Origin of the sequence: Sphingopyxis selenitireducens (assembly GCF_051550705.1) — a bacterium.
In the GTDB taxonomy this organism is placed as follows: Bacteria; Pseudomonadota; Alphaproteobacteria; order Sphingomonadales; family Sphingomonadaceae; genus Sphingopyxis.
In genome coordinates this window covers 150,236-175,657 of sequence record NZ_JBPULG010000005.1, presented here as the reverse complement: position 1 = coordinate 175,657, position 25,422 = coordinate 150,236, and the positions used below count along the sequence as shown (strand labels likewise).

Genomic DNA, 25,422 nt, shown 5'->3' with positions numbered 1-25,422 from the left:
TCCTGGTGGATCAGGCGGCGGCAAAGGCGATGCACGCCTGCAGCACGTCTTTCAGAATCGGGGTCAGATTATTGGCGCGCGCCGGAGCGAGCAGCGCGGGCCAGTTGGTTTCGTTGACGTTGTCGGGCTCGTCGAGATAGCCGCGCATCGCGAGTTCCATCTGGATCGCATGCACGCCGCTTTCCGGTCGGCCGTAATGGCGCGTGGTCCAGCCGCCCTTGAAGCGGCCATCGAGAACATGGCTGCGGCCGCTGGCCGCGCAAATGGCCTCGACCGCCGACGCCAGCGCCCGATCGCAGGTCCGCCCGCCATTGGTGCCGATGTTGAATTGCGGCAGTTCGCCGTCGAACAGGCGCGGGACATGGCTGCGGATCGAATGGGCGTCATAGACGATAACGCGCGGGTGGAGGGCACGCAGCCGTGCAATCTCGGCTTCGATCGCTGCATGATAGGGGGTGAACCACAGCGACCGCCGCCGCGCGATTTCAGCCTCGTCGGGTCCGCCATCGCGATAGAGCGGTTCGCCGTCGAAGGTCGTCGTCGGGCAAAGCTCGGTCGTCGCCTGTCCGGGATAGAGCGAGGCCCCCGACGGATCGCGGTTGACGTCGATGACGCTCCGCGAAATGTCGGTGCGGATCGTCGTCGCACCGAGGTCGGCCGCAAAGCCATAGAGCCGGTCGACCCACCAGTCGGCGTCGCGCCGCGCGATCCATTCGCAGCGAAAGGCGCTGCCGGTATCGGCCAGGTCGGTTCCGGTGTGCGGAAACGCCACCACCAACGGCGCATCGCCGCGCCTGATGTCGAGCCAGTCGGTCATGCGATGCCGGGGAGCAGGTCGCCTGCGGTCGCTGCCAGCGCGCCCGACCGGACGAGCGCGTTCGCCGCCTCGATATCGGGGTGGAAATGCCGGTCGTCGGCAAGCGTCGGGACGGCGTCACGGAGCAGGCGATGCGCGCGTTCGAGCGTTGGGCTCGATTGCAGCGGCGCATGGAAATCGACGCCCTGCGCCGCCGCGAGCCATTCGATTGCGATCACCGCATGTCCGTTGGCGGCCATCGCATGCAGGCGACGCGCGCCATGCGCCGCCATCGACACATGATCTTCCTGATTGGCCGAGGTTGGGATCGAATCGACACTCGCCGGATAGGCGCATTGCTTATTCTCGCTGACCAGCGCCGCGGCGGTGACCTGCGGGATCATGAAGCCCGAATTGAGCCCGGGCTTGGGCGTCAGAAAAGCGGGAAGGCCCGACAGCGCGGGGTCGACGAGCATCGCGATGCGGCGTTCGGAAATCGACCCGATCTCGCAGATCGCAAGCGCGATCATATCGGCGGCGAAGGCGACGGGCTCGGCGTGAAAATTGCCGCCCGACAACGCTTCGTCGGTGTCGGGGAAGATCAGCGGATTGTCCGAAACGCCGTTCGCTTCGATCTCCAGCGTCGTGCCCGCCTGGCGCAAGATGTCGAGCGCGGCGCCCATCACCTGCGGCTGGCAGCGCAGGCAATAGGGGTCCTGAACGCGGGTGTCATTCTCAAGGTGGCTGGCGCGGATCGGCGACCCCGCCATCATGCTACGCAGCGCGCCCGCAACCTCGATCTGCCCGCGATGGCGGCGCAGGTCGTGGATACGCGGATCGAAGGGCGTGTCCGAACCCTTGGCGGCTTCGGTCGACAGCGCGCCGGTTACGAGCGCCGACTGGAACAGCAATTCGGCCTCGAACAGCCCGGCGAGCGCATTGGCGGTCGAAAATTGCGTGCCGTTCAGCAGCGCGAGCCCTTCCTTGGCGGCGAGTTCGATCGGCGCGAGGCCTGCACGCGCAAGCGCCTCGGCCGCGGGAAGGCGCTCATCGCCGATGAAGATCTCGCCCATGCCGATCATTGCGACCGCCATGTGCGACAGTGGCGCAAGGTCGCCGCTGGCCCCGACCGAGCCCTGCGCCGGGATCACCGGGGTCAGGCCGCGGACGAGCATCGCCTCAAGCAGCGCGACGGTTTCGGGGCGGACGCCCGAGGCGCCCTGCGCAAGGCTGGCGAGTTTCAGCGCCATCATCAGCCGGATGACCGGGACCGGCGACGGATCGCCGACGCCTGCGGCATGGCTGAGCACGATGTTGCGCTGAAGCGTCGCGAGGTCGGCGTCGTCGATGCGAACGCTGGCGAGCTTTCCAAAGCCGGTGTTGATGCCATAGACCGGCTCGCCGCGCGCGAGGATGCGGCCGACCGCAGCGGCGCTTTCGGCGATACGCGCCGCCGATGCGGGATCGAGCCGGGGGATCGCGCCGCGATAAATGACGCGCCAGTCGGCAAGCGATGCGGCGCCGGGGATAAGCAAAATGTCGGTCATCGACCACTCCAGATACGGGCATGGAGCGGATTGAACCCCATGCGATAGACAAGTTCGGCGGGACGTTCGATGTCCCAGATGGCGAGGTCGCAGCGCTTGCCGGCTTCCAGCGTCCCGATCTGATCGGACAGGCCCAGCGCCCGCGCGGCGTTGCGCGTGACTGCGGTCAGGCATTCGGCGACGGTGAGGTGGAACAGCGTCGCGCCCATGTTCATTGCGAGCAGCAGCGAGGTGAGCGGCGATGTGCCGGGGTTGCAGTCGGTCGCGATCGCGATCGGTACGCTCGCGCCGCGCAGCGCGTCGATCGGCGGCAAATGCGTCTCGCGCATGAAATAATAAGCACCGGGGAGCAACGTTGCGACCGTTCCCGACGCGGCCATCGCGGCGATCCCTTCATTGTCGAGATGTTCCAGATGGTCGGCTGACAGCGCGCCATGCCGCGCCGCGAGCGCCGCGCCATGCTGGTTCGACAGCTGTTCGGCGTGGAGCTTGACCGGCAGGTTCGCGCGCTTTGCCGCGTCGAACACGCGTTCGGTCTGCTGAGGCGTGAAGCCGATTCCTTCGCAAAACGCATCGACCGCATCGGCGAGGCCGAGCCGTGCGACTTCGGGAAGCATCTCATCAACCAGCATCGCGATATAGCCGTCGGCATAGCCCGCATATTCGGGTGGCAGTGCGTGGGCGCCGAGGAAGGTGGTGGCGATCCGGACCGGACGTTCGGTTCCAAGTCGCCGCGCCGCGCGCAGCATGCGGATCTCGCAGGCGGTATCGAGGCCATAGCCCGACTTGACCTCGACCGTCGTGACGCCCTCGGCGATCAGCGCGTCGAGGCGGGGCAGGGCGGCCCTGACCAGTTCCTCTTCGCTGGCCTCACGCGTCGCGCGCATCGTCGATACGATGCCGCCGCCCGCCCGGGCGATTTCTTCATAGGAGGCACCGTCGAGGCGCATTTCAAATTCGCGGGCGCGATCGCCGGCGTGGATCAGGTGGGTGTGGCAGTCGATCAGCCCGGGCGTGATCCACCGGCCGTCGCAGCCGACCGTTTCGGCGGCGTCGAAAGCCGGGGCATCTTCTGCGGGTCCGGCATAGACGATGACGCCGTCGGCCGCAGCGACCAGCCCGTGCTCGACCACGCCGAGGTCGTTTCCGACCATCGTGGCGAGCCTTGCATCTTTCCACAGCGTGTCGCAGCGCATGCCTATCGACCCTCAATCATTTTGCGATGACCAAAGATTGCACCAATCACTCATTAATGTATAGACATAATTTCAGATCGGGAGGAAATTTATGGCATCGGCGCAGAAAACGGGCGATCGGAACCTCTTCTTCGACCGGCTTTTGCTGAGCGGCGGCTGGGCGCGACATGTCCGGCTGACGGTTCGCGCGGGCGTCGTTGCGGCCATCGAAGCCGACGCGGCGGCGCTGCCCGGTGACGATCGGCATGGCTGCGGCCTTCCCGGCATGCCGAATCTGCACAGCCATGCGTTCCAGCGTGGGATGGCGGGGCTCGCCGAGCGGCGCGGACCGTCGGGCGACAGCTTCTGGACATGGCGCGAGGTCATGTACCGCTTCCTCGATCGCATGACCCCCGACGATGTCCGCGCGATCGCGTCGCTCGCCTATCTGGAGATGCTGGAAGGAGGCTTCACCCGCGTCGGTGAGTTTCACTATCTCCATCATGATCGCGGCGGGCAGGTTTATGCCGATCCCGCTGAAATGAGCCGCGCGATTGTCGATGCGGCGGGAGCGAGCGGAATCGGCCTGACGCTGCTGCCCGTGCTCTATTCCTACGCGGGGTTTGGCGCGCAGGCGCCGCAACCTGCGCAGATGCGCTTCATCATGGATATCGAGCGTTATGCGCGACTGGTCGACGCTGCCGGCGCGGCGGCGCGCGGCTTGCCCGACGCCATTGTCGGGGTCGCGCCGCACAGCCTGCGCGCCGTCTCTCCCGAACAGGTGAATGCGCTCGCGGATATTGGCGCGAGCCGCCCCGTCCATATCCACATCGCCGAGCAGGTGAAGGAGGTCGATGATTGCCTCGCGTGGAGTGGTCAGCGGCCGGTCGAATGGCTGTTGAACCACACCGCAGTCGATGATCGCTGGTGTCTCGTCCACGCGACGCATATGACGCCCGCGGAAACGGCGGCGCTGGCCGCGACCGGCGCGGTTGCCGGGCTTTGCCCGATTACCGAGGCCAATCTGGGCGACGGGCTGTTTCCTGCGGAAGCCTTTCTGGCGGCAGGCGGGCGTTATGGCGTGGGGAGTGATTCGAACGTGCTGATCGATGCGAGCGAAGAGTTGCGCCTGCTGGAATATGGACAGCGGCTGCTGCGGCGGGGTCGCAATATGCTCGCGGGCGGCGAGGGACGCTCGACCGGCGCCGACATCTACACCGCATCGGTCGATGGCGGCGCGGCGGCACTGGGAATGACGGGCGGTATCGCGGTCGGTCTTCCCGCCGATATTGTCAGCCTCGACCTCGGCCATCCGTCGCTCGCCGGAAAGCGGGGCGATGAACTGCTCGACGCCTATATCTTCGCGGCGGGGCGCAGCGCGATCGACGGCGTATGGCGCCGCGGCGAGCAGCTGGTGAGCGAGGGGCGGCACCGGGATCGCTCCGCCATCGTGGCGCGCTATGTCGCGACGCTCGAAAGGCTGACCGCGTGAAGCAACCGCTCCACGAACGGATCCGATCCGATTTCGAGGCGCGCATCTTGTCGGGCGAACTCCTTCCCGGAGCGCGCTTGCCGACCGAGCTTGAACTCATGCGCGACTATGATTGCGCGCGGATGACGGTCAGCAAGGCGCTGTCGGCTCTTGTCGCGGCGGGGCTGATCGACCGGCGCAAGCGTGCCGGTACGTTCGTTGCGCGTCCGCGCGTTCATTCGATGGTGCTCGACATCCCCGATCTGGAGCAGGAGGTCGTTCAGCGCGGCCAGCGTTACCGCTTTGAGCTGTTCAACCGTGAAGTGCGCACCCCCGATCCTGCACATCCCGATGAGGCTGCACTCGCCGGGGAGGGGGAACTCATCCTGCTTGAGGGCGTGCATTTCGCCGACGATGTGCCGCTCGCCGTCGAGGCACGTCTGATCAGCCTGTCGGCGGTGCCTGACATTGCGGCCTCGGCATTCCAGGGCGCGTCGCCGGGGGCTTGGCTGCTCAAGCATGTGCCGTGGACCGAAGCCGAAACGCGAATCGCGGCGGCTCCTGCAGACCGCAATGTGGCGGCGCGGCTTCATGTTTCGGTTGGCACGGCGTGCCTGTTCGTCGAACGGCGGACCTGGCGCGGTGACGAGGGGATTACGCTGGTACGACAGCATTTCGTCGGATCGGCTTATGATCTGATCGCGCGTTTCGGTTCGGCCCGGAGGCCGTCCGACGCCTGAAGCCTTTGGCTTTTGAAAAGAAAATTGCCGGCTGCGTGAATGGGGCGCAATGCCGCGCCATTCGGCGCGGCCGATGCCGCATGAAAAAAATCATCTGAGGATGAGGGGTGGCCCCCGATGCTGCGTATTCTAAGTGCCAGTTATGTTCCCCGAATACGACATTAAGATACTGATAATCAACGGATTTTTCTGTTGACCTGTATATACATTTGATGCTTTTTGGGGACAACAACGCAACCAACAGGGGGTTACGCCATGAAAATCAGAACATCTTTGCTTGCGGGGGTCGCGGCCATCACCAGCATCTCCGTTCCCGCCGCTGCGCAAACGGAGGGGACGTCGCAGTCCGCCGCGGAGGAAGCCAGCCCGGCGAGCGATATCGTCGTGACCGGATCGCGCATCCGGCGCACGGATCTCGCGGGCGTCGGCCCGGCCACGGTCGTCTCGGCCGAGCAGATCGAGAACACCGGCCTCGTCAATATTGAGCAGGTTCTCCAGCGCCTTCCCGCCAATGCGGGCTTCGCGGGCAACCAGAGCTCGGCCTATTGGACCAACAACGGCTATGGCACCGCGCAGGTCAATCTTCGCGGCCTCGGCATCAAGCGCACGCTCGTGCTGCTCAACAACCGTCGCCTCGTCGCGGGCGGTACCGGTGCGAACTCGTCGCCCGATCTCAACATGATCCCCGTTGTGGCGCTTGCACGAACCGACGTCCTCAAGGACGGTGCTTCGGCCATCTATGGCGCCGATGCGATGGCGGGCGTGGTCAACCTCGTCACCCGCAACGATTATGAAGGCCTGGGCGTCAGCGCACGTTATGGCATCACCGATCGCGGCGACGGCGGAGATTTCACCGCCGACCTGATCTGGGGCGCCCGCAACGATCGCGGCGGCATCATGGCGGCCGTGACCTATCAGAAGACCAATGCGGTCAATCTGGCGAGCCGCGCGCCTTGCTCGCTGGCGGAAGTCACGCCGGGTTCGCTGTCGTGCGTCAACAGCACCTCGACGATCGGCGGCCGCGCGGTGCTGCCCAATGGCCAGCAGATCAATTTCAACCAGACTCCCGGCGGCGATGGCGACTTCTTCGAGCCGTATGTTGGCGCGAAGCACAACAACAACGTCCAGCGCTATCTGAACGCGGTGAGCCCGATCGAACGCATCAGCACCGCGGTCTTCGGCGATTATCAGATCACCGACGGCGTTCAGCTGTTCGGTGAGTTCCTCTACACCCACCGCAAGAGCGACCAGCTGGCGACCCCGGGTACGCTGCGCAACATCAATATTTCGGCGAGCAACCCGACCAACCCGACGGGGCAGGATCTGCTGCTCGTGCGCCGGATGCTCGTCGAGGGCGGGCCGCGCGAATTTTTCCAGAAGACCGAAACCTGGCAGGGTACGGTCGGCTTCCGTGGCAAGCTCGCCAACGACTGGGCGTGGGAAGTCGCGGGCGCGTTCGGCCGCAACACTGCGGTCGATGGTTCGACCAATGTCGCCAACCTCGCCAATGTCGCCAACACGCTCGATCGCACCAAGTGCAGCGTGACGGCGGGGGCCGCGATCCCCTGCGCCGATTATCTGGGCGCGGGCGATGTCACCCCGGCGGTACTCGACTATATCAACTTCACCTCGCGCGATCATGGCGGCAACGAACTGGCAACGGTCACGGCCGACCTGACGGGCAGCCTGTTCACCTTGCCCGCCGGGCCGGTCTCCTTCGCGACGGGCGTGGTGTACCGCAAGGAAAAGGGCTGGCGCGATCCCGATCCGCTGACGGTGCTCGGCCTCGCCAACACCAACCAGCAGGATCCGATCTCGGGTTCGACCAGCGCCAAGGAAGCCTATCTCGAGCTTTCGGTTCCCGTGCTCGCCGACACACCCTTCTTCAAGGCGCTGACGATCGATGGCGCGGTGCGCTTCTCGGACTATGATCTGTTCGGCAGCGACTGGAACTACAAGGTCGGCGTCGACTGGCGGATCAATGACGATATCCGCCTGCGCGGCACTTATGGGACGGGCTTCCGCATCCCAAATGTGCCGGAGCTTTACGGCGGCGTGTCGGAAGGCAATCTGACGACCACCGATCCGTGCAGCCGCTATTCGGCGAGCGGCAACGCGACGCTGATCGCGAACTGTCAGGCGTCGGGCGTTCCCGCCAACTATGTCCAGTTGGGCAATACGATCCTGACCACGGTCGGCGGCAACGAGAATCTGAAGCCCGAAAGCTCGACCACCTGGACGGTCGGCACGGTGATCCAGCCGAAGAATATTGTCCCCGGCCTGTCGCTGACGGCCGACTGGTTCAACATCGACATCAAGGACGCGATCCGCGCGATCCCGGGGTCGACGAAGCTCTCGATCTGCTACGCCAGCCAGAATCTGTCGCACCCCTTCTGCGACGATTTCACGCGCAGTCAGCTGACGGGCGAGGTCAATTACCTGTCCGCGCAGCCGATCAACACCGGCCGTGAAAAGATGAGCGGCCTCGATCTCGGGCTTGTCTACAGCCGCATGATCGGTGACGTCTCGGTTTCGTTCGACGCCAATGTCACCTGGCTCAACGACTATACCATCTATCCGTTCGAGGGCGGCGATCCGATCCGGTTCGACGGTCATATCGGCGGCGGCAATGGCGGTTATCCGAAGTGGCGCGGCTATGGCGTGCTCACGGCCGAGAAGGACGGGATCAGTGCGACCTGGTCGACCCAGTGGATCGGCAAGGCGACGGACTTCAACGCCGCACCCGACGAAATCGGCTATCGTGCACCGACTGTCTTCTACCACAATATCCAGCTTGGATTCGAAGTGAATGAAAAGACGCGGTTCCAGCTGGGGGTCGACAATCTGTTCGATCGCAAGGCTCCGTATATCCAGAGCTTTACTGATGGAAACACCGATACGATGACCTATGATCTGCTCGGCCGGCGTTTCTACGTCGGTTTCCGGACCGCTTTCTAAGGCCCCGAGCATGACGATCCGCTGGCCACTGGTCATTCGCCGAACGCACAAGTGGCTGGCATTGCTGGTCGGCGTCCAGGTTTTGCTCTGGACGCTGACCGGGGTCTATATGGTGACGGTCCATATCGACACCATCCATGGCGACCATCTGGTGCGCAGCCCGGTGGTCGAACCCTTCGATCTCGCTGGGCTGGCGTCACCGTCACAGATTGTGGCGGCCGCCCCCGGCGCGTCGGAAGTCCGTTTGCAGCGCCATTTCGGCAAGCCGGTATGGCGCGCCGAAACCCCCGACGGTCCGCGTCTGTTCGACGCGGCGTCGGGGCTGGCGTTGCCCGATCCGACCGAGGCGCAGATCCGCACGCTGGCGCAGCGCATTTACACCGGCGACGGCAAGATCGTGTCGGTGCGGCTGCTCACCACCGCGCCGCAGGAAATGCAGTCGCGCAAGCCTCCCTTCTGGCAGGTCGAGTTTGAGGGCTGGAACCGTCCGACGCTCTATCTGTCGCCCAAGACCGGCGAGCTCATCTCGCGCCGCCACGCGCTGTGGCGCGTCTTCGACATCGCGTGGATGCTCCACATCATGGATTATGAGGAGCGCACCGACGTCAACAATCCGCTGATCCGCGTCGCGACCTGGAGTGCGTTCGCCATGGCGATCAGCGGCGCGTGGCTGCTGGTCTGGTCGTTCAAGCGCCGAAAGAAGAAAAAGGCATGAAAAAGATCCGCCTGACGCCGCTGTTCTTCCGGCGCATCCACAAATGGGTCGGCCTGATCCTCGGCCTTCAGTTCGTCCTGTGGACGCTCAGCGGCTCGGTGATGGCGCTGCTCGACAAGGATAAGGTCGCGGCGCACGCCCACGACATGGGGCATTCGCATCCCTTGCCCGAGGGCGCCTATTTCGATGTCGCCGCATTGTCGCAGGGCGATGCCGTGCTGGGGGTCGTCTTGCGCGACCTCGGCACACGGGCGGTCTATGAGGTGCGGACCGAAAAGGGCGTCCGTCTCGTCGATGCGACCGATGGCGCGTCGATCGCCGTCGACGAGAGCCTCGCCCGCGAGGTCGCGTCGATGATGAACGAGGCGCCGGTCCGGCAGGCAAGCCTGCTGCCCAAATCGACGCTCGAAACACGCGACCATGAAGGCCGGATGTGGCGTATCGATTTTTCGGATGCAGAGAATAGCAGCGCTTATGTCTCCGCCGACACCGCGCGCTTCCTCGTGATGCGCGGCGATACATGGCGGACGTGGGACTTTTTCTGGATGCTCCACAATATGGATTATGTGGAGCGGAAGAGCTTCAACCATCCGCTGATCATTTTCGTCGCCTTTGGCACATTGTGGCTGTCGGGGACGGGTTTCTACCTGCTATTCAAAAGCTTCACCCGCGCCGATTTCCGCTGGCTGCGACGGCGCAAGAAGCCGGTCGTCCGGACGTTGCCGAACTAAGGCTTCGTCAGTCGTCGATCGAGAAAGCGGCCGATAGTTCGAATCTGGTGCCGGGGTGCGTCAGCCAGGCGTGCGACACCAGCCGCCCGCGGCTCCAGGTTCGCCGCGTCATTCGCAGGACGGGTTCGCCGTCGGACAGGCCGAGCAGGCTGTGCGTATGCTCGTCGGGCATGGCGGCGCAAACCCGGTGCTCGACGCGTTCGAGTGGCGCGGTACGGCTCAGATATTCGTTCGGTGTCATCTGCGTAAAGTCGCGCGTGCCATATTCGGGCGCGATCGAGGCGAGGACGAAGCGTTCCTCGAGCTGAATCGGAAATTCCGCCTCGTGGTGGACGATGATCGAATGAAATAATTTCGTGCCCACCGGCACTTCCAGCAGCGACGCTGTCTCGGCACTCGCCCGCACTTCCTGATTCTGAACGACGCGTGCGCGATAGTCATGGCCGCGTTCGCGGACCTCTTCGGCAATGTTGCGGATTTCGATCATCTGGCCGATCGGGCGCGGCTCGGCGATGAACGACCCGCTGCCGGCGCGGCGTATAATCACCCCGGCGGCCTGAAGCTCGCGCAGCGCCCGGTTCGCGGTCATCCGCGACACGTCGAACTGCTTCACCAGCTCGGATTCGGATGGGACGCGGTCGCCCGGCTTCAGATGTCCGTCGCGGACGGCATCGCAGATGCTCTGCTTGATGGCGGCATAGCGCGGCGGCGATGAGCCCGGGCTCGTACCGGCGGAGTGTGACGTTTCGGTCCCTTTTGCGGGAGCGCGCGATAATGAATCCATGACCCGTCTATACAGGTGAGGGTCGTTACATTCCAATGACGGATGACGAAAAATCGAGGTCGGCGGATGGGCGTTGCCGCCGCCCCCGTGCCGGCCGTTCGTTGACGTATCGCCGCCCGCGCCTCGGGCCGGAAATATCCTTGCTTTTCAGGCTTAATGTTTCCGCCGGAGAGCCGTTAATTGTGCAAAATGAGTATATTATTCGTCGGCAAAGGAAGCCGGGTTCGAAAGTGGTATCCGATATTGAACTTATATTAGTCTCGGGAGTTAATGTGGTTGCCAGATTGACGAATATTTCGTATTTTCATGTAATTATATGCCAACGTCCGTTCAAGTGACCATGTTATCTGCTCCTTTGGGGGCGCTGTCGAAATGAGGAGGACGGGATGAACAATCCACGCCCGTCGGGTGCGGCGGACGAACAGGCCGGCGACGCAATCGATCGTCGCGGTACCGATCGATACCGCACCGTGTGGCGCATCGCGAAGGTCAGACGCGATGGCGACTTCGGCTTGTGGCGGGTTCGCAATATTTCCGATCGCGGGATGATGCTCGCCGCCGATGTACCGATCGCGGTGGGCGAGCGTCTGGAGATTGCGCTGTCCGATACGGTGGTGATCCGCGGGCATGTTGTATGGTCCGAAGAGGGACGATGCGGCGTCGCATTCGACGAGGAAGTCGACGTCGCAGGCGTACTCAAGCAATTGGCGGCCGAACAGCGCGCCGGCGACTATCGTCAGCCGCGCTTGCCGGTGCGGACGCAGGCGCAGGCGGTGACCGACGAAGGAGCAAGCGGGATCGAACTGGTTGACCTGTCGCAAAACGGTGCGGGTTTCGTCCATGACGGACATTGGGAGGTCGGCAAGGAGTTCGAACTGGTGCTTGCCGGGGATATTCGTCGCAGGGCCATCGTCCGGTGGTCGCGCGGTGGCCGCGGCGGGCTATGGCTGACCCAGCCGCTCGAGCGCGGCGACCTCGAAAGCATCAGCCGCTTCCAGCGCTGAGAGATTGTGATTTCTAACTGGGGAAGCGCGGCTCCGCCGCGTGGCGATTGCCCGAACCCTATGCAGCGCCGCGAACGATCTTTGCCCAGGGATTGAGGTCGGGCTCCCCAATCTTCACCAGCCGGTTACGGTCGCGGTGCAGAAAGGGCTCGCTCTGGCCTTTGACCATCAACATCGTATCGGAAACATAGCTCCACGATCCATCGTCGTGAAAACTGACGTCCAGTTGATAGCTGTCGGTGCGAAAGGCCTGTTCGAGGAAGCTTGTCGAACAAATGCCATATTCGGTCTGTCCGCGCTCGGCCCTCACGACGAGCGCCTGATCGTCGGGCGTCGCATGTCCCGCCGCAATCGCGACCTGCCCGCGCGGAATTGCCAGCGTCTGAAGGATCAGCCCCGTCGCGCGTTCATACAGCCAGTAACCGACCTGATCGTGGAAAGTGATATCCTCGTCGGGCGTGTTGACATGGACATGGTAGCGCAGGCCATAAAATAGCTGCGGGCCATTCGCCTGCGGGTCGATCGGCTGCATCTCGATCCGCTCAATATATTCGCGGGTTTCGGGGCCATCGGCCTTGGGGTTGATGTCGACCCCGCGCTTCCCCTCCCATATACCGGCGAGGCGGCGCAGCGGGCCCAGATTGGCGAGCGTTTCGGGATCGACGTCCTCGGGCTCGGTGAAAATATCGTCGGGTAGTTCCATGGCGCTGCCCCCCAGCTGCATTCAGATGTCTTCGGCCAACCGCCCGTAAAGCTGTGGCCGCCGGTCGCGGAAGAAACCCATGCCGGCGCGGTGCTTCGCGGCGCGGTTGAGGTCGATCGTCTCGATCAACACGCCGGTTTCGCTGGCCCCAAACTCCTGCGTCAAATCACCCCATTCATCGCTGATGAAGCTGTGGCCATAGAAATTGGCTTCGCCCTCGGTCCCGATGCGGTTCGATGCGATCACCGGCATGCAGTTCGATACCGCATGGCCCTGCATAGCGCGGCGCCACATGCGGCTGGTGTCGAGGTCCGCGTCATAGGGCTCGCTGCCGATCGCGGTGGGGTAAAAGAGCAATTCGGCGCCCATCAACGCCATCGCGCGCGCGCATTCGGGATACCATTGGTCCCAGCAGACGCCGACGCCGATCCGCGTCCCGAAAGCATCCCACACCTTGAATCCGGTGTTGCCGGGACGGAAATAATATTTCTCTTCGTAACCGGGGCCATCGGGAATGTGGCTCTTGCGATACGTGCCCATGATCGTCCCGTCGGGGCCGATCATCGCGAGCGTGTTGTAATAATGCGGCCCGTCCTTCTCGAAAAAGCTCGTGGGGATCGCGACCTTCAGCTTCGCCGCCAGCGCCTGCATCGCGACGACGCTCGGATGATCGGTGGTCGGGTGGGCATTGGCAAACAACTCTTCCTCTTCGACCTGACAGAAATAGGGGCCTTCGAAGAGTTCGGGCGGCAGGATGACCTGCGCGCCCTTCGCGGCGGCGTCCTCGACAAGTGCGGTGACGGCCTCGACATTCGGCTGGACGGGGCCGGGCAGGGGAAGCTGCAACGCGGCGACGGTAATCTTGCGGGTCATGATGGTGCTATGCCGGAAGCTGCTGGCTCGAGCAATGGAAGCTGCCCCCGCCGGCAAGGATACCGCGGGCCGGCACGCCAACTGCGCGGCGATCGGGAAAGAGCGCCGCGAGCGCGTCGACTGCCGCTTGATCATTGGCGACGCCATAGGTCGGCACGACCACGACGCTGTTGCCGATATAGAAATTCATATAGCTCGCCGCCGCCAGCTCACCATCGATCTCCACGCGGCCAGGCGAGGGCAGGTCGATAATCTCGACCCCGCCGAAGGCTGCGGTGCGCGCCCGCGCGTCGGCGTAGATTTCGGCATTGGGATCATCGTCGCCCGCCGCGACCGGGATCGCCAGCCGGCCCTCGCCGACAAAGCGCGCCAGATTGTCGACATGGCCGTCGGTATGGTCGCCGATCAGCCCGTTGCCGAGCCACAGCAGCCGATCGACGCCGAGCGACTGGTGGAGCCGGGCCGATATGTCTTCGCGGGTCAGCGCCGGGTTGCGATTGGTATTGAGCAGGCATTCTTCGGTCGTGACGCATAGTCCCGTACCATCGACGTCGATGCCGCCGCCTTCGAGCACCCAGTCGAGGTGCCGGGTCGGCAGGTCCGCGTGCGCAGCGAGAATAGCGCCAATCTCCCGGTCGCCGGGCATCACGAACTTGTTGCCCCACCAGTTGAAGTCGAAGTTGCACGCCTCGCGCCGGGTGCCGGTACCGACGATGATTGGACCGGTGTCGCGCAGCCAGATATCGCCGAAGGGGGCGAGGAACAGTTGCACGCCCTCATCGACGAGCGCCTCGGCGATATCGGCATTGTCATGATCGCGGACGAGCAGATGCACTGTTTCGCCGCGTCCGCCGTCATGGACCGCATTGGCAAAGGCGGCGACATCGCGCCGCGCGGCGTCGATCTGGCCCGACCATTCCTCCGCCATGTGCGGAAAACCGATCCATACGGCGTCGTGGGGCGCCCATTCGGCGGGCATTCTCAGTGTCATGCTTGTTCCAGTGTCACGGCAATATGCTGTTCAATTTCGTCATTGCGAGCGGCGAAGCAATCCAGAGGTGACGTCGCACCTCTGGATTGCCCCGAAAGGCGAAGCGCTCCGGTTTATTTCGCGGCGCGCGACTTGTCGCGGGCGGCGCGGAATTCGTCGCCCTTGACCCAGTTCGGCCACGCATCGGTCATCGCAAGCATCCGCCCCGCCGCATAGTAAAGCCGCAGGTCGGCGATCATGCCATCCCAGTTGGTGATCGCGTCATATTCGTCGCCGGGCGCATGGTAGCGGTTCTTTTCATAATCTTCCGCTGCCTTTTTGCCCGCTTCGATCCCGCCGTTGATCAGGTCGTCACCGCTGCCGAAATTGAACATCGGAACGCCCAGCTTGGCAAAGCTGAAGTGGTCCGAACGATAGTAGAAGCCTTTTTCGGGGGTGGGCTCGTCCTTGATGACCCGCTTTTCCATCTGGGCGAGCTTGGCGACATAGGCGTCGAGTTCCGACTTGCCGCGGCCGACGACGACGATGTCCTTCGTCGGGCCGATTGCGTTGAGCGCGTCCATATTCACGCCGCCAACGGTTTGCGCGAGCGGGAAGACCGGATTTTCGGCGTAATATTTCGAACCGAGAAGTCCCGATTCCTCGGCGGTGACCGCCAGGAACACGACGCTGCGGTCGGGCGCGCCGGCCTTCTGATAGGCCTGCGCGAGCGTGACGAGACCGGCGATGCCGCTCGCATTGTCGACCGCGCCGTTGCAAATATCGTCGCCCGCGACCGGCGTGCAGCGACCCAGATGGTCCCAATGGCCGGTGTAGAGAACATATTCGTCAGGCCGTTTAGCGCCCGGCAGCACGCCGATGACGTTGCGCGACATTTTTTTCGAAATCTGGTTGTCGAAGCCGAAGTTCGCTTTCACGCCGGTCAAGGCGACGGGCTTGAAGCCCTTTTTCTTTGCGGCTTCGCGCAGCGCGTCGAAATCCTGCCCGGCGCTCGCGAAGAGCTCCTTTGCCTTGGGAAGCTGGATCCAGCCATTGGCGAGAGTCTGGTCGGCGCCGCCATTCTTGCTCTCGGCCAGATACTGCGTGCCGGTGTTGCTCGATTCGACGACGTTCCAGCCATAGGCGGCGGGTTCGGTGTCGTGGACGATCAGCACGGCCGCGGCGCCCTGACGCGCCGCTTCCTCATATTTATACGACCAGCGACCGTAATAGGTCATCGCGCGCCCGTTGAATTCGCCTTTGGTTTCCTTGGTTTGCCAATCGGGGTCGTTGACGAGGACGACGACGGTCTTCCCCTTCACGTCCAGCCCGGCATAGTCGTTCCAGCCCTTCTCGGGTGCGTTAATGCCGTAACCTACAAAGACGACGTCGCTGTCCTTGACCTCGGTCTTGGGCTGAACGCGATAGCTGAACGCCACATAGTCCTTGGCATATTGCGCGGTCACGGGCGTCTTGCCCCCGGTGAAGCTCAGCGGCGTCGCATTTTTGGCGGTGATCTCCACCAGCGGCACGTCCTGAGTCCAGCTGCCATTGTTGCCGGGTTTCAGCCCTGCTGCCTCATATTGTTTGATGATATAGGCGACGGTCTTTTCTTCGCCCGCAGTGCCCGGCGCGCGGCCTTCAAAGGCGTCGGACGACAATTCCTTCGTCACCGACTGCAAGGTCGCGAGCGACAGGTCGGGAAGGGCAACGTCGGGCAAAGCGGCAGCTGCGGTCTTCGATGCATCGCCGCTGCTGTTACAGGCGGCGAGGGACAGAAGCGCAGCGAGCGCCAACGGAGTGGACAAGCGGGACATGGATCATCCTTGCTGATTTCGGAATGACCGGGTTGTGCCAGCAGCGGGGGTGAGATGCAAGGAAGGCGGTGTAAAGGCGCGCAACAAGCGGCGAAGCACCGACATGTTGCGCCGGATTTCGGCTTTCCTGCCGCGCTAAACGAAAGCTAAACGAAAAGGGGCGGCCCGTTGCCGGACCGCCCCTTTGCTGTTCGATATCGAACTGGATCAGCGCGAATAGAATTCGACGACCAGGTTCGGTTCCATCTTCACCGGATAGGGAACTTCGTCGAGCGTCGGGACGCGGACGTAGGTTGCCTTGGTGCCGTCGATGGCGAGATATTCGGGCAGGTCGCGCTCGGGCAGGCTCTGGGCTTCGGCGACCAGCGCCATTTCCTGTGCCTTCTTGCCGAGGGTGATTTCGTCACCCGGCTTCACGAGACGGCTCGCGATGTTGCACTTCACGCCGTTCACATAGACGTGACCGTGGCTGACGAGCTGACGCGCCGAGAAGATCGTCGGGGTGAACTTCGAGCGATAGACAACCGCGTCGAGGCGGCGTTCGAGGAGGCCGATCAGGTTCTGGCCGGTATCGCCCTTCATGCGCGACGCTTCGAAATAGTTCTTCTTGAACTGCTTTTCGGTGATGTCGCCGTAATAGCCCTTCAGCTTCTGCTTTGCGCGCAGCTGGATGCCGAAATCCGACACCTTGCTCTTGCGGCGCTGACCGTGCTGGCCGGGGCCATATTCGCGACGGTTGACGGGGCTCTTCGGGCGACCCCAGATGTTTTCACCCATCCGGCGGTCGAGTTTATACTTGGCGCTATGGCGCTTCGACATATGTCGTCTCCAACTTGCTGTGTGCCGAAGGATTTCGGCGTTTCCCGGGTCGCACCACATGAACGATGTCATGTGCGACCGCCGCTTCACCGGGGTGCGGGGTCCATTGCGAAGGCGCGCGGTTAGACGGCGAGGGGATGAAAGTCAAGCATCGCGACCCCCCATATCGACCGCAGCCGGGTGCATAACTCGACAGCGGCGAAAAAGCCGCTAAAGGCAGCGCGCATGACGACCGCCAAATCATCCGAAGCCAAATCACCCGAAGAATGCCAGACGATGACCGAAGTCCGCGCCGGGGTCGATGAGACTGACCGCGCGCTGGTCGCGCTGCTCGTCCGCCGTTTCGGCTATATGGACGCTGCGGCGCGGATCAAGCCCGACCGGACGGCGGTCCGCGACGAAGCGCGCAAGGCGCAGGTGATCGACAATGTCGCGCGCGAAGCCGAAGCCGTCGGGCTCGATCCCAATCGGTTGCGTGCGGTGTGGGACGTGCTGGTCGAACAGTCGATCGCGCATGAACTCGATCGCTGGGACAACACGCGCGTCGATTAACTGCGGTCCCGGCGTTTCCGCCCGAGCATCGTGACGATACCATGCATCATCCGGACATCATTGTGCGACCAGCCGGTTTTGGTGAGCGTGGTGCGCAAGGTGCGCAGCGTCGATGCGCGGCGGTCGGCCGGAAAGAAATAGCCGGCTTCGTCGAGGTCGCGGACGAAGTGCTGGATCAGCTCTTCCATTTCCTCATGCGGCGCGGGCGGCGCGAGCGGTACGTCCGGCGGGCTCGCCAGCGCCTGGCCCTTGGACCATTCATAGGCGAGCAGGATCACCGCCTGCGCAAGGTTCAATGACCCGAATTCGGGATTGATCGGCACCGTGATGATATTGTGGGCAACCGCGACATCGTCGGTTTCGAGGCCGGATCGTTCGGGGCCGAAGACGAAGGCGGATCGCCCGGCCGACGCATGAACCGCCTTTGCTGCCTCCTCTGGGGTCAACACCGGTTTGCTCACACCGCGCTTGCGGACGGTGGTCGCATAGATGTGCGTGCAATCGGTGACAGCATCAGCAAGGCTGTCGAAAACCTGCGCATTGGCCAGAACAATGTCTGCGCCCGATGCTGCCGGACCCGCATCGGGGTTCGGCCAGCCGTCGCGCGGCGCGACGAGGCGCAGTTCGGTCAGCCCGAAATTGAGCATCGCGCGCGCCGCCTTGCCGATATTCTCACCGAGCTGCGGGCGAACGAGGATGATCAGCGGCGGATGCATGAAGCGTATCCGTCGCTGATCGTTGCGGAGGATTGCAGCAGGCCGAAGCCGCTCAGCGTGTGCTGCGGCGGCTGTCCTGTGCCCGGCGCATATCGCTTTCCGCCTTGCGCTGGGATTCGGTCTGGCACACGCGCTCTGTCGCGAGGCGCGAACCCAGTACCGGCCTGTTGGTGCAGATCAGCTTTTCCTTCGGCGCGGTTTCGGGCGCGTCCGGACTTGGTGCGGCTGCTGTTGTATCGGGCGATGCGGCCGATGCCAGCAACGCGAAGAAATACACGATCATAGGAGGCCTTGTGACAAGAAAAGGTCAAATTACTCAATTGTCGTTTTCCTATGAAGTTTGTCGAGCTATTTCAAGCAGTCAATGTGGTTCGATAGTTACGGTCCCGTCTTGCTAGACCTTGCCGAGGCCGCCGACCTGACTTGCAAAATCTTCGAAATCCTTGGCTTCGGTGAAGTCGCGATAGACGCTGGCAAAGCGGATATAGGCGACATTGTCGAAGCCCTTGAGCGCCTCCATCACCATGCCGCCGATCTGTTCGGCCTTCACCTCATTCTCGCCCGAGGTTTCGAGCTGGCGCTGGATGCCCGACACCAGCCGTTCGATGCGCGCGCCGTCGATCGGCCGCTTGCGGCAGGCGATCTGGACGCTGCGCATCAGTTTTTCGCGATCGAAAGGCTCGCGTCTACCGTCGGCCTTCGACACGCCGACTTCGCGCAGCTGGATGCGTTCAAAGGTGGTGAAGCGCGCACCGCAATCCTCGCACTGCCGCCGCCGGCGAATGGCTGCGCCATCCTCGGTCGGACGGCTGTCCTTCACCTGACTGTCTTCATGGCCGCAATAGGGACAGCGCATCGGTCAGCGTTTGATCTGCATGAGAAGCGCGATGATGGCCCCGGCGAACAGGCCGAAGGGCCAGCTGACGGCATCGAGCATCAGCCCGATCGCCGCCCCGACCCCGCCGCCGATCAGCACCGGGCGCGTCGAGGGATGGTTCATCCCCTGCTTGCCCATGGCCTTGACCTCTTCGATCGCCAGTTCGACCAGCGTCGGCTCCTCGGGGTTGGGGCGCGCCATCCTTCTCAGCCTTGATAGATGGGGAAGCGTTCGCACAGCGCGCGAACGCGGCCGCGAACGTCCGCCTCGACATCGGCGTCGCCATGCTCGCCCTTGTCGCGCAATGCCTCCAGAACGTCGGCGACCATGTCGCCGATTTCCTCGAATTCGGCGATGCCGAAGCCGCGCGTCGTGCCCGCGGGCGATCCGACGCGGATGCCGCTGGTCTTGATCGGGGGCAGCGGATCGAAGGGGATGCCGTTCTTGTTGCAGGTGATCGCGCTGCGCTCGAGCGCTTCATCGGCATCGCGGCCGGTGACGCCCAGCGGACGCAGATCGACCAGCGCGAGGTGCGTATCGGTGCCGCCGGCGACGATGTCGGCGCCGCGCGCCTTCAGTCGGCCCGCCAGCGCCTGCGCATTGGCGACGGTGGCCTTGGCATAATCCTTGAACTCGGGGCGCAAAGCTTCGCCGAACGCGACCGCCTTGGCGGCGATGACGTGCATCAGCGGGCCGCCCTGAAGGCCGGGGAAGACCGCCGAATTGATGCGCTTGGCGATCGCTTCGTCATTGGTCAGGATCATGCCGCCGCGCGGACCGCGCAGCGTCTTGTGCGTCGTCGTGGTGACGACATGGGCATGTTCCATCGGCGATGCGTGAACGCCGCCGGCGACGAGGCCTGCGAAATGCGCCATATCGACCATGAAAAGTGCGCCGACATCATCGGCGATCGCACGGAAGCGCGCGAAATCGAGCGTGCGCGGATAGGCGGAGCCCCCCGCGATGATCAGGGCAGGGCGATGCTCCTTGGCCAGTGCCTCGACCTGGTCGAAATCGACCAGATGATCGTCGGGGCGCACGCCATATTGCACGGCGTTGAACCATTTGCCCGACATGGCGGGGGCTGCGCCGTGGGTCAGGTGACCACCGGCGTCGAGGCTCATCCCGAGGATCGTCGCGCCCGGCTTGGTCAGCGCGAGCATGACAGCGCCATTGGCCTGCGCGCCCGAGTGCGGCTGGACGTTGGCATAACCGCAGTCGAACAGCTGCTTGGCGCGGTCGATCGCCAGGGTTTCGACCTCGTCCGACGGCGCGCAGCCCTGATAATAGCGGCGGCCCGGATAGCCCTCGGCATATTTGTTGGTGAAGACCGAACCCTGCGCTTCGAGTACGGCTTTCGAGACGATGTTTTCGCTGGCGATCAGTTCGATCTGGTGGCGCTCGCGCTCCAGCTCATGCTTCATCGCTGCCGCGACCGCGGGATCGACCTTGTCGACCCCATCGGTGAAATAGCCAGCCGATTTGATGGGTTTGTTCAGTGTATCTGTGGTCATCGGCTGATCTCCATTTGGGGAGGGTTGGAAAGCTTATCGACGCGGCGCGCGTGGCGGTCGCCGGCGAAGTCGGTGGTCAGAAAGGCGGTGAGGCAGGCTTTCGCCATGTCGATGCCGGTCAGGCGCGCGCCCATCGCGATGACGTTGGCGTCATTATGTTCGCGTGACAGCTTCGCCGACAGGGGCTCGCCGACAAGCGCACAGCGGGCGGCGGGGTTGCGGTTTACCGAAATCGAAATGCCGATCCCTGAACCGCAAAGGGCGACACCTCGTTCGGCGCTGCCGTCTGCGATCGCGGCGGCAAGGGCATAGCCAAAGTCAGGATAATCCACGCTTTCGGGGCCATTGGGGCCGAGGTCGGCGACCTCATGACCCGCGCCGCGCAGCCAGTCGGCAAGCTCGGCTTTCAACTCATAAGCGGCGTGGTCAGAGGCTATGGCGATGCGCATGTCGCGGCTCCCGCTGGGGTCAAGGGAATCGATGAGCGCCCTTTAGGCGAAGCGACCCGACTTGGCCATAAGTCCCGGCCGCTTTTGACCGGATTTTGTCACAAAGCCGGTTTGACCGGCTTCGCAGGCCGCCGTAGAGGCGGGGTCATGAGCGATCTTTTACTATCGATGGTGATGTTGGCCGGGCTGGCGCTCTTCGCGGGCGCGGTCATGGTGTTTCGCCACGGCGACCGCCGCCGCGCGATCCTGATGGTTATCGCGGCGCTCGTGATGTTCGCCAATGTCGCGATCTGGGTCATGCCGACGACATAGAAAATATCCTCCCCATCGCGCCGCGACGGGGAGGGGGAAGCTCAGCGGATCGGCGAATCCGGTGCGAGCCGCATATCCAGATAATTGTCGAGCGACTTCATCAGCTGGGGCAGTTCATGCTCGAAGAAATGGTTCGCGCGCGGGATTTCGTCGTGATGGATCGTGATGCCCTTTTGCGTGCGCAGCTTGTCGACCAGCTTTTGCACCGCGCTCGGCGGGACGATTTCGTCCTGCGCGCCCGCGACGATGATTCCCGACGAAGGGCAGGGGGCAAGGAAGCTGAAGTCATACATGTTCGCCGGCGGCGCGACCGACAGGAAGCCGCGGATTTCGGGGCGGCGCATCAAAAGCTGCATGCCGATCCACGCGCCAAAGCTGAAGCCCGCGATCCACGTCGTCTGTGCCTCGGGATGGATTGACTGGACCCAATCGAGCGCCGACGCGGCATCGCTCAGCTCGCCAATGCCATTGTCGAACGTGCCCTGGCTGCGGCCGACGCCGCGAAAGTTGAAGCGCAGCACGGCAAATCCGCGCGCGACAAAGCTCTTGTACATCGCCTGGGTGATGCGATCGTTCATCGTGCCGCCGCCTTGCGGATGCGGGTGAAGGATCATCGCGAGCGGAGCGCGCGGGCGCGGCGGCGGCGAAAAACGGCCTTCGAGGCGGCCTTCGGGGCCGGTGAAAATGACGTCGGGCATGGGAGCACCTCTTGTTTTTTGGCTGACCGCCGAATCGCCGGGCTTGGCAGGGTGGCGGAGCGAAGGCGCGGCCTATATAGAAATTGCATAACAAGTTGCAACTTTTGCGAATCGCTCGCAATAAGGACAGTCTCTCCCGATGATTTACCTCGATTACCAGGCCACGACCCCGCTCGCTCCCGAGGCGCGCGACGCAATCCTGCGCTGGCTGGGCGACGAGGGCGACAGCTTCGCCAACCCGTCGAGCACCCACAAGGCCGGCCGCGCGGCGGCGGCGGCGGTCGAAGTAGCGCGCGATCAGGTCGCCGCGCTGTTGCCCAGGGGCGGGCGGGTCTATTTTACCTCGGGCGCGACCGAGGCGATCAACTGGGCTTTGCTGCGCGGCGCCGAGGCGATGCCCGGCGGCGTTGCGGGACTTAGTATCGAACATGCGGCCTCGCTCCAGTGCCTCGAACGGCTGAATGCCCATATATTGCCGGTCGATGCGGCGGGCGTGGCTTTGCCACCCGACGAGGCGTCGATTCCCGAAAAGGGCATTGTCGCAGTGATGCTCGTGAACAATGAGGTCGGGACGATCCAGCCTGTCGCCGATTTCGCCGCCGCGGCGCATGCGAGAAACAGCCTGCTGCTCTGCGACGCGGTACAGGGCTTTGGCCGCGTCGCAATTCCCGATGGGCCCGACCTGATCGCGATCTCGGCACACAAGATTCACGGCCCCAAGGGGATCGGTGCGCTGTGGGTGAAGGACGGTGTCGACCTGCCGCCCTTCATGCTCGGCGGCGCGCAGGAACAGGGGATGCGATCGGGCACCGTGTCGCCCGCGCTCTGCGCCGGGTTCGGCGCGGCGGCGGCACTCGCGGCCGAACGCTTCGAAGCCGACGCTGGACATGTCGAACGGCTCTGGTCGCTCGCGATGGATATGCTCCCCGAATGGACGCTCAACGGCGCCGCGAACTCGCGCTATCACGGCAATCTCAACGTCCGGCGCGAGGGCGTGAACGGGCTGCGCCTGATGTCCGACGCGCGCAACGTCGCTTTCTCGCTGGGCAGCGCGTGCGGCAGCGGGTCTGGCAAGGTCAGCCATGTGCTACGCGCGATGGACGTCAGCGAAAGCGACGCCCGCGCCTCGATCCGCCTCGGCTGGGGGCGCTATACATCGGAAGCCGCATTGCGCGACGGGCTGAACGCGATCAGACAGGCCGCGCAATTGCAGGGAGTGAATTGATGCGCGTCACCTTCGTCCACGCCGATGGCAAGGGCCGCACCGAGGTCGAGGCCGAGCTGGGCTCGATCCTGCTCGACGTCGCGCAGGCGCATCTGATGCCGCTCGAGGGAACGTGCGAGGGCCAGATGGCCTGTTCGACCTGCCATGTTATCGTCGCCAAAGAGGATTTCGATCGCCTGCCGCCAGCGAGCGAGATGGAGGAGGACATGCTCGATCTTGCCGCCGGCGTGCGCCGCACGAGCCGGCTGTCGTGCCAGATATTGCTCACGGCGGAACTGGACGGGCTGACCGTGCATATCCCTTCGGAGAGCCGCAACATGCAGGGACCGCGCTGATGAAGATGAAGAGGGTGTTCGCTGCCGCGACACTGCTGGCAACCGCCGCCTGCGCGACGTCGCCCGAAACCGGTCAGCGCGAACCGACGGGCGATAGCGTCATTCTTTTCAAACAGGTCGCCGATATCGAAAAGCGCAGCGGCGGCCGGCTGGGCGTCGCTGTGACCGATGCCAAGGGCGCACTGCTGTTCGGTCACCGCGCCGACGAGCGTTTCGCCATGTGTTCGACCTTCAAGCTGCTGCTGGCGGGGCAGGTGCTCGAACGCGCCGCCGATGGCGTCTCGCTACGCACCCCGCTGTCCTTCACCCGTGCCGACCTGATTGCCCATTCGCCCGGGACCGAAAAGCTGCTCGGCGCAGACGGCAAGGGCGAGCAGCGGCTGGGCGCCGCCGCGCGAGATGCGGTGGTGCTCAGCGACAATGCGGCGGCGAATCTGATTCTGAATCAGATGGGCGGCCCGGCGGCCTTCACTGCCGCGCTCCACCTCGCTGGCGACAATGTGACGCGGCTCGATCGCACCGAGCCCGAGCTCAACGAAAATGCGCCGGGCGACCCGCGCGACACGACCAGTCCCGCCGCTATGGCGAAAAGCGCCGCCGCCTATGTCTATGGTGATCGGCTGACAGGCGAGTATCGCCAGCAATTGCGCGTCTGGCTGATCGAAAGCGAGACGGGGCTCGCGCGCATTCGCGGCGGGCTGCCGACGGGCTGGCTGGCCGGCGACAAGACCGGAACGTGCGGCACCGCCTATAATGACGTCGCCTTCGTCGAGGAGCCGGGCGGCGCAAAATATATGATCGCCGTCTATCTCGACCGGCCGGTGGTCAAGGGCGATGCCGCCAACGCCGCGATTGCCGATGTGGCGCGCGCGGTGGCCAAGGATTTGCCCTGACTCGTCGCCATGGCGAGGAGCGTGGCGACGCGGCAATCTCCAGCCATCTGCGCCTCGCAAGGCGGAAGGCTGGAGATTGCTTCGCTCCGCTCGCAATGATGGGCGAGGGAGTGTGCTTGCATTTCCCCTCAGCCACCGCCATATGCGCCCCGGGAGTCGGGCGGACGCAGTCTTCGCCAACCCGGTCAGGTCCGGAAGGAAGCAGCCGCAACGAATTCGCTGCGGGTCGTTCCGGCTCCCACCCTCACCAGATATCGCTATCGCGGCCCTGTTTGCGGTTGCGTTTATAGGCAGGGCGAAGACGCCCGATTGCGCGGAGCCGTCGATGCGGGAGCCGCGTCGCAAATTTGCCCAGCTCGAAAGCCTCATCGTCATAGCCCAGACGCGCTGCGCGGCGCAGCCAGCGGCGGTAGCCCTGCAGGTCGTTGGACGCGAAACAGTTCATCGCCATATGCTGGGCCGCCAATGCGCTGCGGTTGCGCCACGCCTTGCGGTACCAATAGGCGGCAAAGGCGGGATGCGTGCAGGGGCCCTTGTCCTTCAGGAAATTGCAAGCCAGCAAGGCTTGTCCGTTGCTGTAATTTCGAACCGCGAGAGCGCGAAATATCGGTTGGCAAAAGCCGGGGGCAAGCCCGTCCATGATACGCACTGCGCGGTCATAAAGGCCGTCGAGTTTTTCCTGATCGCGAAACATCGCAGTGGGATGCATCTTGCTTTCGACAAAGGCAAGGCGACCCCCTAAGACGGG

The 25,422-nt window shown here is 63.9% G+C and carries 28 protein-coding genes and 1 other RNA gene; 12 read left to right on the top strand and 17 right to left on the bottom strand.

What is annotated here, in order from left to right:
- Positions 1 to 10 precede the first annotated feature (10 nt).
- The 3 genes from hutG to hutI are packed head-to-tail and all read right to left on the bottom strand — an operon-like array spanning position 11 to position 3,539.
- Entirely contained in the window at positions 11 to 817 is an 807-nt protein-coding gene (gene hutG / locus ACSYDV_RS16925) for an N-formylglutamate deformylase (RefSeq protein WP_438324996.1), read from the bottom strand.
- Positions 814 to 2,343 (bottom strand): histidine ammonia-lyase, encoded by a 1,530-nt coding sequence (gene hutH / locus ACSYDV_RS16920; RefSeq protein ID WP_438324995.1) that lies wholly within the window; start codon positions 2,341 to 2,343, stop codon positions 814 to 816. Before hutH ends, hutG begins: the two co-directional genes overlap by 4 nt.
- On the bottom strand, positions 2,340 to 3,539 hold the full coding sequence (hutI, locus tag ACSYDV_RS16915; protein ID WP_438324994.1) for an imidazolonepropionase: 1,200 nt from the start codon (positions 3,537 to 3,539) through the stop codon (positions 2,340 to 2,342). The genes hutH and hutI overlap by 4 nt, the downstream gene beginning before the upstream one ends.
- Before the next feature lie 91 nt (positions 3,540 to 3,630).
- On the opposite strand from hutI, the gene ACSYDV_RS16910 reads away from it, so the two are divergent.
- The 5 genes from ACSYDV_RS16910 (at position 3,631) to ACSYDV_RS16890 (ending at position 10,133) form a co-directional block, all read left to right on the top strand.
- Positions 3,631 to 5,010 carry a formimidoylglutamate deiminase gene (locus ACSYDV_RS16910; protein WP_438324993.1) on the top strand — a complete coding sequence of 460 codons (1,380 nt, stop codon included), beginning with the start codon at positions 3,631 to 3,633 and terminating at the stop codon, positions 5,008 to 5,010.
- Positions 5,007 to 5,729 carry a histidine utilization transcriptional repressor HutC gene (gene hutC, locus ACSYDV_RS16905; protein ID WP_438324992.1) on the top strand — a complete coding sequence of 241 codons (723 nt, stop codon included), beginning with the start codon at positions 5,007 to 5,009 and terminating at the stop codon, positions 5,727 to 5,729. Before ACSYDV_RS16910 ends, hutC (ACSYDV_RS16905) begins: the two co-directional genes overlap by 4 nt.
- A gap of 255 nt (positions 5,730 to 5,984) precedes the next feature.
- On the top strand, positions 5,985 to 8,687 hold the full coding sequence (locus ACSYDV_RS16900) for a TonB-dependent receptor (protein ID WP_438324991.1): 2,703 nt from the start codon (positions 5,985 to 5,987) through the stop codon (positions 8,685 to 8,687).
- A 10-nt stretch (positions 8,688 to 8,697) separates the two neighbouring features.
- Positions 8,698 to 9,402, top strand: a complete 705-nt coding sequence (locus ACSYDV_RS16895) for a PepSY domain-containing protein (protein ID WP_438324990.1) — start codon at positions 8,698 to 8,700, stop codon at positions 9,400 to 9,402.
- A complete protein-coding gene (locus ACSYDV_RS16890) occupies positions 9,399 to 10,133 on the top strand; it encodes a PepSY domain-containing protein (RefSeq protein ID WP_438324989.1) in 735 nt (244 codons plus the stop codon). Before ACSYDV_RS16895 ends, ACSYDV_RS16890 begins: the two co-directional genes overlap by 4 nt.
- 7 nt (positions 10,134 to 10,140) lie before the next feature.
- Here ACSYDV_RS16890 and hutC (ACSYDV_RS16885) read toward each other — a convergent pair whose 3' ends face one another.
- Positions 10,141 to 10,917 carry a histidine utilization transcriptional repressor HutC gene (hutC, locus tag ACSYDV_RS16885; protein WP_438324988.1) on the bottom strand — a complete coding sequence of 259 codons (777 nt, stop codon included), beginning with the start codon at positions 10,915 to 10,917 and terminating at the stop codon, positions 10,141 to 10,143.
- 386 nt (positions 10,918 to 11,303) lie between these two features.
- Here hutC (ACSYDV_RS16885) and ACSYDV_RS16880 point away from each other — a divergent pair, with 386 nt between their 5' ends.
- Entirely contained in the window at positions 11,304 to 11,921 is a 618-nt protein-coding gene (locus ACSYDV_RS16880) for a PilZ domain-containing protein (RefSeq protein ID WP_438324987.1), read from the top strand.
- A gap of 58 nt (positions 11,922 to 11,979) precedes the next feature.
- Here ACSYDV_RS16880 and ACSYDV_RS16875 read toward each other — a convergent pair whose 3' ends face one another.
- The 5 genes from ACSYDV_RS16875 to rpsD form a co-directional block, all read right to left on the bottom strand.
- Complete coding sequence (locus ACSYDV_RS16875) at positions 11,980 to 12,624, bottom strand: FABP family protein (protein WP_438324986.1); 645 nt, start codon at positions 12,622 to 12,624, stop codon at positions 11,980 to 11,982.
- Positions 12,625 to 12,645: 21 nt separating this feature from the next.
- On the bottom strand, positions 12,646 to 13,497 hold the full coding sequence (aguB, locus tag ACSYDV_RS16870) for an N-carbamoylputrescine amidase (protein WP_438324985.1): 852 nt from the start codon (positions 13,495 to 13,497) through the stop codon (positions 12,646 to 12,648).
- A gap of 7 nt (positions 13,498 to 13,504) precedes the next feature.
- Positions 13,505 to 14,488, bottom strand: coding sequence for an agmatine deiminase family protein (locus ACSYDV_RS16865; RefSeq protein WP_438324984.1), 984 nt, complete (start codon positions 14,486 to 14,488; stop codon positions 13,505 to 13,507).
- 113 nt (positions 14,489 to 14,601) lie between these two features.
- The gene (locus ACSYDV_RS16860; RefSeq protein WP_438324983.1) at positions 14,602 to 16,284 is read right to left on the bottom strand and encodes a M28 family metallopeptidase; all 1,683 of its coding nucleotides are present in this window, start codon (positions 16,282 to 16,284) and stop codon (positions 14,602 to 14,604) included.
- A gap of 207 nt (positions 16,285 to 16,491) precedes the next feature.
- Entirely contained in the window at positions 16,492 to 17,103 is a 612-nt protein-coding gene (gene rpsD / locus ACSYDV_RS16855; RefSeq protein WP_088470919.1) for a 30S ribosomal protein S4, read from the bottom strand.
- A 225-nt stretch (positions 17,104 to 17,328) separates the two neighbouring features.
- Here rpsD and ACSYDV_RS16850 point away from each other — a divergent pair, with 225 nt between their 5' ends.
- The gene (locus ACSYDV_RS16850) at positions 17,329 to 17,655 is read left to right on the top strand and encodes a chorismate mutase (RefSeq protein ID WP_438324982.1); all 327 of its coding nucleotides are present in this window, start codon (positions 17,329 to 17,331) and stop codon (positions 17,653 to 17,655) included.
- Here ACSYDV_RS16850 and ACSYDV_RS16845 read toward each other — a convergent pair.
- The 6 genes from ACSYDV_RS16845 to rpiB form a co-directional block, all read right to left on the bottom strand.
- Positions 17,652 to 18,371 (bottom strand): RNA methyltransferase, encoded by a 720-nt coding sequence (locus ACSYDV_RS16845; RefSeq protein ID WP_438324981.1) that lies wholly within the window; start codon positions 18,369 to 18,371, stop codon positions 17,652 to 17,654. The genes ACSYDV_RS16850 and ACSYDV_RS16845 overlap by 4 nt on opposite strands.
- Positions 18,372 to 18,423: 52 nt before the next feature.
- Positions 18,424 to 18,654, bottom strand: a complete 231-nt coding sequence (locus ACSYDV_RS16840) for a hypothetical protein (RefSeq protein ID WP_438324980.1) — start codon at positions 18,652 to 18,654, stop codon at positions 18,424 to 18,426.
- Between the two features lie 111 nt (positions 18,655 to 18,765).
- Positions 18,766 to 19,227, bottom strand: a complete 462-nt coding sequence (gene nrdR / locus ACSYDV_RS16835) for a transcriptional regulator NrdR (protein WP_438324979.1) — start codon at positions 19,225 to 19,227, stop codon at positions 18,766 to 18,768.
- A gap of 3 nt (positions 19,228 to 19,230) precedes the next feature.
- The gene (locus ACSYDV_RS16830) at positions 19,231 to 19,449 is read right to left on the bottom strand and encodes a hypothetical protein (protein ID WP_438324978.1); all 219 of its coding nucleotides are present in this window, start codon (positions 19,447 to 19,449) and stop codon (positions 19,231 to 19,233) included.
- Between the two features lie 5 nt (positions 19,450 to 19,454).
- Entirely contained in the window at positions 19,455 to 20,762 is a 1,308-nt protein-coding gene (glyA, locus tag ACSYDV_RS16825) for a serine hydroxymethyltransferase (RefSeq protein ID WP_438324977.1), read from the bottom strand.
- On the bottom strand, positions 20,759 to 21,211 hold the full coding sequence (rpiB, locus tag ACSYDV_RS16820) for a ribose 5-phosphate isomerase B (protein ID WP_438324976.1): 453 nt from the start codon (positions 21,209 to 21,211) through the stop codon (positions 20,759 to 20,761). Before rpiB ends, glyA begins: the two co-directional genes overlap by 4 nt.
- Before the next feature lie 147 nt (positions 21,212 to 21,358).
- Between rpiB and ACSYDV_RS16815 the strand changes: the two genes are divergently transcribed.
- Positions 21,359 to 21,523 (top strand): hypothetical protein, encoded by a 165-nt coding sequence (locus ACSYDV_RS16815; protein ID WP_438324975.1) that lies wholly within the window; start codon positions 21,359 to 21,361, stop codon positions 21,521 to 21,523.
- Positions 21,524 to 21,564: 41 nt separating this feature from the next.
- Here the strand turns inward: ACSYDV_RS16815 and ACSYDV_RS16810 are convergent, their stop codons facing one another.
- Positions 21,565 to 22,221 (bottom strand): alpha/beta hydrolase, encoded by a 657-nt coding sequence (locus tag ACSYDV_RS16810; protein ID WP_088470911.1) that lies wholly within the window; start codon positions 22,219 to 22,221, stop codon positions 21,565 to 21,567.
- Between the two features lie 139 nt (positions 22,222 to 22,360).
- On the opposite strand from ACSYDV_RS16810, the gene ACSYDV_RS16805 reads away from it, so the two are divergent.
- From ACSYDV_RS16805 to ffs, 4 genes are all read left to right on the top strand, one after another.
- Positions 22,361 to 23,446, top strand: a complete 1,086-nt coding sequence (locus ACSYDV_RS16805; protein WP_438324974.1) for a cysteine desulfurase family protein — start codon at positions 22,361 to 22,363, stop codon at positions 23,444 to 23,446.
- Positions 23,446 to 23,781, top strand: a complete 336-nt coding sequence (locus tag ACSYDV_RS16800) for a 2Fe-2S iron-sulfur cluster-binding protein (RefSeq protein ID WP_438324973.1) — start codon at positions 23,446 to 23,448, stop codon at positions 23,779 to 23,781. Before ACSYDV_RS16805 ends, ACSYDV_RS16800 begins: the two co-directional genes overlap by 1 nt.
- Positions 23,781 to 24,674 carry a class A beta-lactamase gene (gene bla / locus ACSYDV_RS16795; RefSeq protein ID WP_438324972.1) on the top strand — a complete coding sequence of 298 codons (894 nt, stop codon included), beginning with the start codon at positions 23,781 to 23,783 and terminating at the stop codon, positions 24,672 to 24,674. Before ACSYDV_RS16800 ends, bla begins: the two co-directional genes overlap by 1 nt.
- 148 nt (positions 24,675 to 24,822) lie before the next feature.
- Positions 24,823 to 24,920: signal recognition particle sRNA small type (gene ffs / locus ACSYDV_RS16790), an RNA gene on the top strand.
- On the opposite strand, the gene ACSYDV_RS16785 is transcribed toward ffs, so the two are convergent.
- Positions 24,919 to 25,383 (bottom strand): hypothetical protein, encoded by a 465-nt coding sequence (locus tag ACSYDV_RS16785; protein ID WP_438324971.1) that lies wholly within the window; start codon positions 25,381 to 25,383, stop codon positions 24,919 to 24,921. The two genes, ffs and ACSYDV_RS16785, sit on opposite strands and share 2 nt — an antisense overlap.
- Positions 25,384 to 25,422 lie beyond the last annotated feature (39 nt).